The sequence below is a fragment of the Dehalococcoidia bacterium genome (assembly GCA_028711995.1).
Lineage (GTDB): Bacteria > Chloroflexota > Dehalococcoidia > SZUA-161 > SpSt-899 > JAQTRE01.
Window position 1 is genome coordinate 1 of sequence record JAQTRE010000095.1, and the last position, 10,928, is coordinate 10,928.

Annotated in this window: 7 protein-coding genes and 1 pseudogene; 6 read left to right on the forward strand and 2 right to left on the reverse strand. The window is 50.0% G+C overall.

The window, feature by feature from the left end; translation table 11 throughout:
* Positions 1-273 precede the first annotated feature (273 nt).
* The gene (locus PHV74_11690; GenBank protein ID MDD5095023.1) at positions 274-402 is read left to right on the forward strand and encodes a hypothetical protein; all 129 of its coding nucleotides are present in this window, start codon (positions 274-276) and stop codon (positions 400-402) included.
* A gap of 811 nt (positions 403-1,213) precedes the next feature.
* Here PHV74_11690 and PHV74_11695 read toward each other — a convergent pair.
* A pseudogene (locus PHV74_11695) lies at positions 1,214-2,347 on the reverse strand (IS4 family transposase).
* Positions 2,348-2,436: 89 nt separating this feature from the next.
* On the opposite strand from PHV74_11695, the gene PHV74_11700 reads away from it, so the two are divergent.
* Positions 2,437-2,976, forward strand: coding sequence for a hypothetical protein (locus PHV74_11700; GenBank protein ID MDD5095024.1), 540 nt, complete (start codon positions 2,437-2,439; stop codon positions 2,974-2,976).
* Positions 2,977-2,983: 7 nt separating this feature from the next.
* Here the strand turns inward: PHV74_11700 and PHV74_11705 are convergent, their stop codons facing one another.
* Positions 2,984-3,931: a winged helix-turn-helix transcriptional regulator gene (locus PHV74_11705; GenBank protein ID MDD5095025.1), complete on the reverse strand. Its 948-nt coding sequence runs from the start codon at positions 3,929-3,931 to the stop codon at positions 2,984-2,986.
* Between the two features lie 991 nt (positions 3,932-4,922).
* Between PHV74_11705 and PHV74_11710 the strand changes: the two genes are divergently transcribed.
* The 4 genes from PHV74_11710 (at position 4,923) to PHV74_11725 (ending at position 10,579) form a co-directional block, all read left to right on the forward strand.
* The gene (locus PHV74_11710) at positions 4,923-6,179 is read left to right on the forward strand and encodes an ABC transporter substrate-binding protein (GenBank protein MDD5095026.1); all 1,257 of its coding nucleotides are present in this window, start codon (positions 4,923-4,925) and stop codon (positions 6,177-6,179) included.
* 211 nt (positions 6,180-6,390) lie between these two features.
* The gene (locus tag PHV74_11715) at positions 6,391-7,146 is read left to right on the forward strand and encodes a 3-oxoacyl-ACP reductase FabG (GenBank protein MDD5095027.1); all 756 of its coding nucleotides are present in this window, start codon (positions 6,391-6,393) and stop codon (positions 7,144-7,146) included.
* Between the two features lie 66 nt (positions 7,147-7,212).
* Positions 7,213-9,603, forward strand: coding sequence for a pyruvate formate lyase family protein (locus tag PHV74_11720; GenBank protein ID MDD5095028.1), 2,391 nt, complete (start codon positions 7,213-7,215; stop codon positions 9,601-9,603).
* A gap of 202 nt (positions 9,604-9,805) precedes the next feature.
* Positions 9,806-10,579 (forward strand): glucose 1-dehydrogenase, encoded by a 774-nt coding sequence (locus tag PHV74_11725; protein ID MDD5095029.1) that lies wholly within the window; start codon positions 9,806-9,808, stop codon positions 10,577-10,579.
* Positions 10,580-10,928 lie beyond the last annotated feature (349 nt).

Genomic DNA, 10,928 nt, shown 5'->3' on the forward strand with positions numbered 1-10,928 from the left:
TTGGCGCTTGTTTTGGCGCTAAATTCGACCCGCCAGCCGATTCACTCAGACTTTAAACTTCGCAGCATAATATCAGGGTGACTCAATCAGAATTCCGATACCGGCTTTTTGCAGGGACGCCAAAATTGACTCCATTGGTACAATAGAAATATTATAATAGGCTTATAAGAAATCAATAATGGACTTATTATTTGTGCAAAAGCATGGAACTGATTCGAGTCCGCTATTCCCCAAAAGTGGGAGATTGGAAAATTTCAAGGAGATCGACCGACAGTGGATGAGAGTAAGGCGCTGGTAAAAGTGGGCGAAATATTGCCCAAAACACCGAATAGGGAAATTGTCACCCGGTCCCGGGCGATGGCAGCTAGTGGGTCAATGTTCGTGACGATTCACACGTTATAAGGGTTGTCTGGTGAAAGTCTGTCAGCTTCAGGGCGAGACCGAAAAATTGATCACAAAATGATCACGGTGTTATTGTTCTTTATTGATCTTTGTTACCATATCGGTGGGGATTTTGAGGCTAAGCCAGTGCGTTGTAACCCTCCGTTCCACGGTATCAGTGCCTAAGTGACGGGTTCCGAAGACCGATGCTCTATCCACTGAGCTACGGGCGCTTGTACGCTCAACATTATAGCTGAAGTACCCTCTGACTTACAAGGTTGGTTTATGTGGTTTTTTCGCATTAGTGAACTCTCCTCTGTTTTTATCAGACTCAGCGTAGCTTCAGGATTTTGTGAACACTTTAGTTAACAAATACCAGCCCAGAGGCTAACAGTGAAGTGCCACTTTGTCAACACTGTTCACGCATATGCAGTATTCTCGTTCAGAGATTACCGTTCACGCTGTTCAGAACCGTTAAAACGTATTAACCGTTGACATTTGAACAAGGTTAGTGTCAACCAGTCCACACAAGGGGGTATTTTCCACGAACATCTCCTAATCCACTGGACTATTTGAGCAAGCTGAGTGTAAATGGATTCAAAGAACCATGATTAAACAGTCCCACAAAAAATACACGGACCGATATGAACCAGATTCAGCAGGTATGATTGAAGGACTTTACAACCTATCCAGTAGCACTGCTGTCCAAGATAATTCCTTAACCCCCTTTTGGATGAGTTTTTTGTGCCTGTAAAATAGCTCGATGTAAGGTTTTCATTTTCGACCCCCCCCCAAATTTGAAGGGTGATGCGTGCAAGAAAAGGGATGCTGTCTAAAACGCCATCCTGAGCTGGGGGTCAGGCAGTTGAGGTGGAGTTTCAAAAGGATCATCGAGCCAATTCCAGAGATCACGGTAGGAAAACAGGTTCAGACGAAGCAGCGCCACCAGGCGGCAAAGAGGCAAGTTGCATTGAGAGCGAAACTGGAGATACTTGAGCAACAGCACGGCAATCACTGCTGTCCAAATCTGTGTCTTGAGAGCATTGGGGCTGGTACCGACGAAGGTCTTGATCTTCAGATGCTGTTTGAGCACCTTGAAGAAGAGTTCGATCTCCCAGCGATCCCGATAGATACTGGCGATGGTGGTGGACCCAAAGCGAAGGTGATTGGTGAGAAGCTCGATCTCCCTCTGGTTTTGCTCATCCCAGACGACTACCCGCCGCAACAGCCAGAGATACTTCAGACGGGCCCGGTATTCGGTGAAACGGATGATCTGGTCGGCAAGGATATTGGGTCACTGGGGAAGAGGGCGGTTCTCCAGTACTTCATAAACGGCATTGCTCTTGAGCCGGGTGACGAAGAAGATGCCTGCTTTATTCCATTGAGCGAAGAGATCGAAGTCGTAGTAGCCCCGATCGACGGCGACGATGCTGCCGGTGGGAAGGGTGAAATGACGAGCCACAGTAACGTCGGCTGCCTTCCCCTCGGTGATCACGGCGAAATCGGGCAGATACCCGTCATGATCCAGGAGGAGATGGAGCTTGACAGCGCCCTTGGTCTGGCGGAAGTCAGCCCAAGGGAAAAGGCTGAGACAAAGGTCGATGGTGGTAGAATCGAGGCTGAGCAGCCTGTTCTTGAAACGGAATTTCCTCTTCTTTCCAGGGCTTTGGTTGCTGAAGAGATCACGCAGGTGAAAGAAAACCTCCTGATACAGTTGCCAGGGACGATGGGCATTGGCGTAAGAAAGGGTGCTCTTGGCAGGTGCGGAATGCAATCCCAGATGACTGAGCTTGCCGCAGGTGACGGCCAAGCCGTCGCTGATCTCCCGCAGACTCTTGCATTGGGCCATCTGGCAAAACAGCATGGAGACGTACTGGTCCCAGGAGGAGAATCCCTTGGCATGGCGTTCCGCCCCGCACTTATGAACCAGCCTCCCAAAAGAAAGCCGGGGCACCACTTCCACCATATTACTTCGGTGGTCTCTTCTCAATTACCCGTCACGAAAGTTATCTTGGACAAGTATGTCCCAAGCCAGATACGAAACGTTTTAGCGAATTGATCACGAGGCTGAACACCATCCGATCCTGCGCGGACGAACTGCACCGCCAGGGACACGGGGAGTTAACGGTTCCTCCCGCCACAAAGCGAATATTTGAGTCGTACTACGAGCGATATTACGTCAGATGCTCAAACGAGACACTGGGTGCCAACTTGATAGCCCGTATCCAGACGTACCTCTGGAAGTTCTGCCTCCTGTTCGCCGCTTGCGATCTCAGTGCCGAGATCAGACCCGAGCACATCGACAGGGCCATCATCATTGCGGATTTCCTGGAGCGTTCCATGCTGTACGTTTTCCATGGTTTCGGTGGCGATCCTAAACAAGCGGATGAAGCCGAACTCCTTCGATACCTGCGGGGCAAAGGGCAGGTATCGAACCGGGATGTCTACAGCGGCCTGCACTTACATCGCCGACGAGCGGACCTGGCCGACGATTGTGCTCATCCGAACCGGGTCGAAAGAGCACAATCGTATGCTGTGCGCAAGGGCGAGATCAAAGGGTTATATTCTCCATGCCGATGGTTCTGGCATAGGTAAATTCCAATTACTCATGGATCAGACGATAAGAACGGTAAGAACGGCCCACTTGGATTATCGTCTCATAACTAATAACACCTGGTATACTCCGGAGATCACGGATAAGAAAGCGATACATTTTTTCCGTATTCGGAAAAGCCATGTATGCCAGCAGGTTAAAGCTTCCCGCGACAATGGCCACATGCGTGACTCTAGTATTCGCGGCCAAGGTATGAGCTGCAGGGAAAATCATGTCAAGCTTGACCTTCAAGAACACGTAAACCGGCACAACAAGACCAACTGCCGATAGATCAGCATGGCTGATCACGCTCACCACTTTCTCTGTTAGGAGTTTTTTGAGCTTCCTGGCTGTCGTCTGTCGAGTCATGCCTGTCCTCTTGCCCAAGATACCGATGCTCTGTCTGGGATTCAACTCAAGTTCTCGTATCAACCGCAGTTCCGAATCCTCCAGACAACGTGGCGCGGTCTTTTGGTACCCAGCAATGGTAGTGTTAGATAGCCCGGTGTAGTAATCTTTGACCTCGTGAAGGATCGTCATCACTTCAATGTCTGCTATGTTGTCAAAGCGACTCAATTCATTGCTCATCCATTTGAGGAAGTCCTGGGAGTTATGGAACATAGCGTAGATTACCATGTCATAACGCCCTGTAGTTAAACTAATCGCCTGGATGTTTTTGCAAACTGCGAGATCTTTTGCGACATCAGAGGGGGGGGCAAGGGTAGTTTTCACACCTAGAACAACCTTGGAATCGAAGCCAAAGAAACGAGGATCGACTATCGCAGCGAAATCAATGATACCATCGGCGACCATTTTTCTCAGTTTACTTGATACAGTTGTTGCACTTATGCCGAGTTTTCCGGCAAGATCTCGAGTGCTTTGCCTGGCATCAGACCTCAACTCTTTGATGAGCATCTGATCTGACTCAGTGAGAACTGTCAGTACAGATGTGGTCATGGTATCTCCCCATACGTAGCATCATGTTTAGGCGATGCCACTGAGTCCGACAGGACAATCTGGCCATCAAAGGAAAGACCAAAGACAATCTCGTCGACACGGCGTTTGGTGAAGTGATTCATACCTCTAACCATGACAATCGATCATTCACTAGCCATTACCATTCAATACTTGCTTCCGTCTATGTCAGATGCAAGTATTCGGAATATGTGAATTGTAGTATTGCTATGACTTGACTGTCAAGAGCTTGCATTGCTTCATATCAACATTTGGTTCCGGGCATGCGGACTAAAGGTGGTGGGACTGCATGCACACAAATCGCACAGATGGTTTATATTATACAATTAAACTGTGCTAATGTACAACTGAAATTTAAAATGGTTGACAGATGTCATATATAGTGATAAGATATGCCCAATATGAGCGGAACGTCAACAATCTGATGGCGGTCGGCCAAAGCGCTGGTTGAAACTTAAAAGGAGAAGCCAATTGGTCGTAGTTGGCGAAACCAATTGCTTGGGATGTGGAGTCTGCACCTGTTTTTGCCCCGTGGAAGCCTTACAAGGCTATGGGATTATTAAAATCGACAGGGGCACATGCACAGAGTAGCTGGAGTGCATCGGTATCTGCCCGGTGTATGCTCTGAAAGTGAAAAAATGAAACAGATCAAGTGTGATATAGCTGCCATCAAAAGTGGCCGTTTGGTGGCTGAGGATGTTGTCCGGCGTTTCAATCCTGCCTGATGGGCTATCCTTGCAGATAAACCTATTCGCGAGATTCACTTATCCGATTTCCGAATCTTCACATAAGAAGATTGAGTTGTTTGTCACGGAATTCCGATTGATGCGGCAGCTTGGCTTCACATTATTTCCTATTCGTCTATTGTTGTTTGAAGCCATGTTGTCAGAGGAGGTGCCACTGTTAGGCAAATCGATGAACGAGTGGAAGTCAACGTAGATACCGGTAGAATCAAATAGACAAGGAGGTCACGATGTCTCAGAAGATCAGTTTTTGCTACAAAGTTATAGCCCTGGTCCTAGTTCTAGTCTTGCTAGTGCCGGTATTGGCAGCGTGCGGAGATGATGATGGAGAGGAAACACCCACAGGGGCCGCAACGAATCCCACAGCGACAACCATGTCTGCAACAACTCCTGCGCTGTCTGTCTCTGACGAGCCGGTAAAGCTCGGGATTCTGATCTCGTATAGCGGTGCAGCGGCCAAAGCCGGTAACCTTGTCGACCAGATATTGAAGATCGTAGACAAGCAACTAGAGGCGAGAGGGGGCATCAATGTTGGCGGAGTGATGAGGCCGGTGAAGTGGGTCAAATGCGATGACAACAGTCAGGTATCCGATTCCGTAACTGGCTACAGAAAGCTGGTGTTGCAAGACAAGGTCTCCGCAGTTCTTTTTGGCGGGGCTCTCACAGCTGCTCTTAGCGCTACATCAGACACAGCGGAGGAGACCAAAGTCCCAGCGTTTACTGTGGGTTCCACCCCTTTGGACCTTAGCGATAGGCCGTACACCATACGCTGCGTTTACCCGAATGCTACCGATATCGGCCCGATGGTGACGGATTTTGCCTTGAATCAGCTCAAGCCCAAGACTGCGGGACTTCTTATGGGTGCAATGAAGGAGACACGTGAACGCGGTTCTGTGATTAAGCAAATCCTGAAGGCCGCTGGGGTCGATATTGTCTATGAGGAGTATGTTGAAATTAGTACACTCGACTTCTCCCCATTCCTCACCGGCGTCAAGCACGCCAACCCCGATGTTCTTTTTGTGGACAGTGGTGGTGGTGATACCTTTTATCAGGTTATCTTGAAACAAATTCCAGGATTTGGCGGTTGGGGCAAAACTAAATTCATCTCGTGCGGAACGGCTTCAAGCGGGCCTGCCTTGAATGAGGTTGGAGCGGATGGGACCTACCATTGGATTCAGTGGATGCCCGGGTTACCTTATCCAGGATCCAAGATATTTGAGGACGCTTTTGCGGAGCAATACCCCGGCGTACGCCCTACTTCAGGCCATGCGACTATCTATTATCCCTTCTGGGCAGCCATTACAGCCATTGAGATGGCCGGATCAGATAAGCCAGCGGACATACAGAAGGCAGCTCGTTCCGGAAACTTTGTATGGGAGGATGCTCCTGCGGGACCATTGAAGATCAACGCTGACGGCACGCACAACAACGTGGGGTTGATGGCTTATTACAAAGACGGAAAACTTGTTCCGGTGGTAGAGCAATAGGCCTGCCACATCATCGGGCGCGATAATTGAGTGCTGATAGATGGCTGCTAGGCTGTTTGAGAATAATGGATAGGCTTATTTTGAAGGATGATGGATCGGTTGTTGAAACCGAAGAGTTGACTTTCAAATGACATTTTCATAGGTCAAGGCTTGCTTGTCTATGAGGGGTCGAGGGCTTGCCCGTGGGCATCAAAATAAAAAGGAGTTTGCTGTGAAGTTGAAGGGTAAAGTAGGGATAGTCACCGGAGCGGCTCAGGGCATTGGCCAGGCTATTGCCGAGGTAATGGCTCGAGAAGGCGCCGCCGTCATGGTCAGCGATGTCAACGAGGCAGGGGCAAGAAAGGTGGCCGAAGGGATTATCAAGTCTGGCGGCAAGGCGCTGGCCGTGACGGCTGATATCTCCAAGGCAGATCAAGTGAGCCAAATGGTGGAAAGGACCCTGGCAGGGTTTGGCCGGGTAGATATTCTGGTGAACAATGCTGCCTTCAACCAGCTGTCACACAATTCTTTTGCCAATACGGATGAAGCCGAATGGAGACAACATATAGACATCACTCTTGTTGGTACCTTGCACTGTTGCAAAGCGGTGGTAGGCCACATGCTCAAACAGAAGAGTGGTCGGATCATCAACATTACCTCCGATGCCGGCAAGATAGGAATCCCATACTCGCCGCTCTACTCAGCAACCAAAGCTGCAGTGTCCGGCTTTTCCAGGGCTCTTGCTGTAGATCTGGCTCCTCAAGGCATTACGGTCAATTGTGTCTCACCGGGACCTATCCTGACACCCAAAATGGTCGAGACGCTAGAAAAAAAGCACGCAGGGGAAGACATGTATGCATCACGGATTCCTATGCGCAGAGTGGGAAAGCCCGAGGACATTGCCTACATGGTGGTGTTTCTGGCCTCGGACGAAGCCAGTTTCATTACCGGCCAGGACTATAGTGTGGATGGCGGCGCCAGGATGTAGTGTGTTGGCAGGGGCAGATGTGGTTCAGCACGCATCAAAGATGAACGGATAGAAGGAGAAACCAGAATGTACCAACTTGATGTAGCTCCAAAATTGAGCAATCGGGTGCAAAGGCTGAAGGAAAGCTTTCATGATGCGCCGGTAAAACTGTCCACGGAACGTTTAACTTTTGTTTTAGAGGCCTATAAAGAGACGCAGGGAAAAGCCCCGATCATCACACGTGCCCGGGTTCTGGAGAAGTATCTGAAGGGGATGACTTTGCATATCGACGAAAACCCCATTGTGGGGAACCCAACCCAGTATCGACGAGGAGTCAATCCCTATCCGGAATGGTCCAGCAACTGGTGGACCAAGAAGGAGCACAATAGTCAGTTCGGAACCCTGCAAACCGATTTGTCGGAAAAGGACTGGGAACGCATTCGAGAGGCACGAGAGTATTTTAAAGGCCGATGCATGGTGGATAGGGTCAACGAGGTTTTCGCCGATATGCACCCGGGACTCACCCGCCCAGAGATCATGAGGGAATGCTCTATGCTGGATAGCTCATTCGGTCCCATCGGCTACATTGTCGTAGACTATGCCAGAGTTATCAATAGAGGGCTGGAGGGTCTGATAGCAGATGCTCGCGGGAGACTGATGGAGATTCCCGCGGCTTATGTGCAGGAAATCCACCGAATAGAATTCCTCAAGGCAGCCATCATCAGTTGCGAGGCGGTTATTGCCTGGGCAAACAGGTATGCCGATCTGGCGGAGGGGCTGGTTAAGAATGAGACGGATGAGAGTAGAAAGAAAGAGCTCTTGCAGATAGCCGAGACCTGTCGCCGGGTGCCGGCAAAGCCAGCCAGGAGTTTCCGCGAGGCGGTACAATCCATGTGGTTCACGCATACTGCCATGTGGGCTGAAGCCGCGCAGGTAGGGATTTCCCCCGGGAGGATCGGCCAGTATCTGAACCCCTTCTTCCTTCAGGATAAGAAGGAAGGGAAAATCACTGACGAGGAAGCCGTAGAGCTGTTGGAGCTGTTCTTCATCAAGCTCTCGGAATTTGCCCTGCACCAGCCGGGCCATAATGCAGCTCTGGCTTCTCCCAATCACCTGGGGCAAAACATCAGCATCGGGGGTGTTAAACCGGACGGAACGGATGCGACCAATGAGCTGGAGTATTTGATTTTGGAGGCGGACGGTCAGGTGAGGATGATCCAGCCTAGCCTGGTTTGTATCTGGCATAACAAGCTTTCCGAAGAACTGTTGATGAAGTGTGCGGATAACATAAGGCTGGGCATCGGTAAGCCGGCGTTCATCAATTCCGATCTTTGCGTCCAGCGCAACATGGATCGCTACAAGTGCTCCGCAGAGGAAGCCCGTGATTTTGCTATTGTCGCTTGCACTCAATCGGGTCTTATCGGTAAGTTCAACGGCACCTGGGAGACTTTGGTAAGCCTGCCCAAGATGCTGGAACTGGCGCTCAACAACGGTGTGAATCCATTAACCGGAGTTCAGCACAGCATCAAAACGGGCGACCCGGAAAGCTTGGAGGCCTATGCACAATTGCATGAGGCGGTCTGGCGTCATCTGGAATATCTGACGAAGCTGGGGCGCGAAATCGATATTACCTCCCTTAGCCTTCAGTCGCAGTACTTGCCTTCACCCTTTGCTTCTTGTCTGGTAGATGATTGCATCGAGAAGGGCATGAACCTGATGGAAGGGGGATCAAGGTATTCCTTTGATACCACCCTGCCGGTGGGAACCATCGACTTAGCCAATGCCCTGGCGGCGATGAAGAAGCTGGTGTATGAAGAGAAGAAACTCACCATGAAACAAGTGCTTGACGCTCTGAAGGCCGACTTTGTGGGCTACGACGAAATTCGCAAGATGATGCAGCATGCCCCCAAGTATGGAAATGATGATGACTATGTGGATCAGATAGCCAAGGAATGGTTCGATCTGTTTTATAAGGCTTCAACGGTCCACAAGACGCATGTGAACACTGATGACGGTCGGCCGGAAGCGGTCAGCGTGTCGCTTCATCGTCTGTTTGGAAGCTACTGTGGTGCGCTGCCCTATGGCAGAAAGGCTCTGCAGCCGTTTGCCGATGGTATCACCTCTGCCTATCCTGGGACCGACAAGAACGGACCCACCGCTCTCATCAAATCGGCAGCCAAGGTGGTGGACCCGATGAAGTATGACGGCAATTTACTCAATATGAAATTCCACCCGACGGCAGTGGCGGACAGGCAGGGAATGAGGAAGATGATGATGCTGGTAAAAACCCTAATGGATCTGGGTGGCTATCACGTGCAGTTCAACATAGTGGACGTCGAAACCTTGAGAGAGGCTCAGCAGCATCCTGAAGAGTACAAGAATCTGGTGGTCAGGGTGGCTGGGTATAGTGCTTTCTTTGTGCAACTTGACCCATTGATTCAGGAAGAGATCATCGCTCGAACCGAGTTAAAGGTTTGATGCCGGAATTCGTAGTGTAATTTCCCGGAAGAGGCTGTAAATCGTCAGGGTAATTAGGGAAGTCAGAAGACATAACGTGCTGGACACTTAAGGGCTTGCTCCGGAATGGGCAAAGCGGTTAATTAGCGATTGCAGAAAGGGTAAGCCAGGGTGTAATAGATAACGACACGAGTGATCACAAAACTTCAAGGAGATTAGGATAGTGATACTATCGAAGTTTCAGCTCACAGACAGGGTAGCAATCGTAACCGGAGCGGGAAAGGGCATTGGAAAGGGCATTGCTCTTGGGCTTGCGGAAGCCGGGGCACATGTGGTTGTCGTCGCGCGGACCGTCGAGCATATTGAAGCCACTGCCACCGAAGTTCGTGCCCTGAGCCGAAAAGCCTTGGCATTACCCGCAGATGTCCGCAACGCTGAACAGGTCCAAAATGTGGTGCAAAAGACAATCGCTGAGTTTGGACGAATCGATATTTTGGTGAACAATGTCGGCGGAGGAATGCCGGCTTCCTTCATGGAGATCAGCGAGAATCGGTGGGACGCTGTGCTGAGAGTAAATCTGAAAAGCTGTTTCATATGTACACAGGCCGTACTTAAGACGATGATGGCACAGAAGAGTGGGGCCATCATCAATATTGCATCTGGCGCGGGACTGGTGGGCACGCCGCGTCAAACCGCTTATGGAGCAGCCAAAGCGGCTGTTATCAACTTGACTGGCTCGCTTGCATCGGAGTTGGCCCCTCTCAATATCCGCGTGAATTGCATCGCCTCAGGTCCGATCGCCACCGGGGGGCTAGAGGAGGCCATGCCGGAGACGGCAAAGGCTGAATTAATATCCCACTTGGCGATCAAGCGTTTTGGAACGCCCCAGGATATTGCTGCTGCTGCGATCTTTTTGGCATCTGATGCATCAGAATGGGTTACGGGAAAGACGTTCGAGATCGATGGGGGATACCGCTGCCCGCACATGCAGGTTTGATTTCCGGCTCGTAGCTGCCTCATCAACTTATAGAGATAGTGTTAGGACAACGGGCAGTATGATTATTGTTGTTGAATGCGTGTTACGCGAATCTGCACAAGGAAGGCCTAGCCTGAAAAATGATCGACCTTGGTTCACCATTAATACCATAGAGTTGTATTTGAAAGATTACATGGTAGCGTACCTAGAAAAGTTGTTACCAAAAGTATTATAAAGCTACGAGATTGGCATTATCTACAAATATCGAATATACTGGCAACAATATCGCTGTGAGTTCAGGTTATCATGAATTCAGAAAACATTCTTGACGTAAAAAACATCACCAAAGACTTCGGTGGGTTAAGGGCTG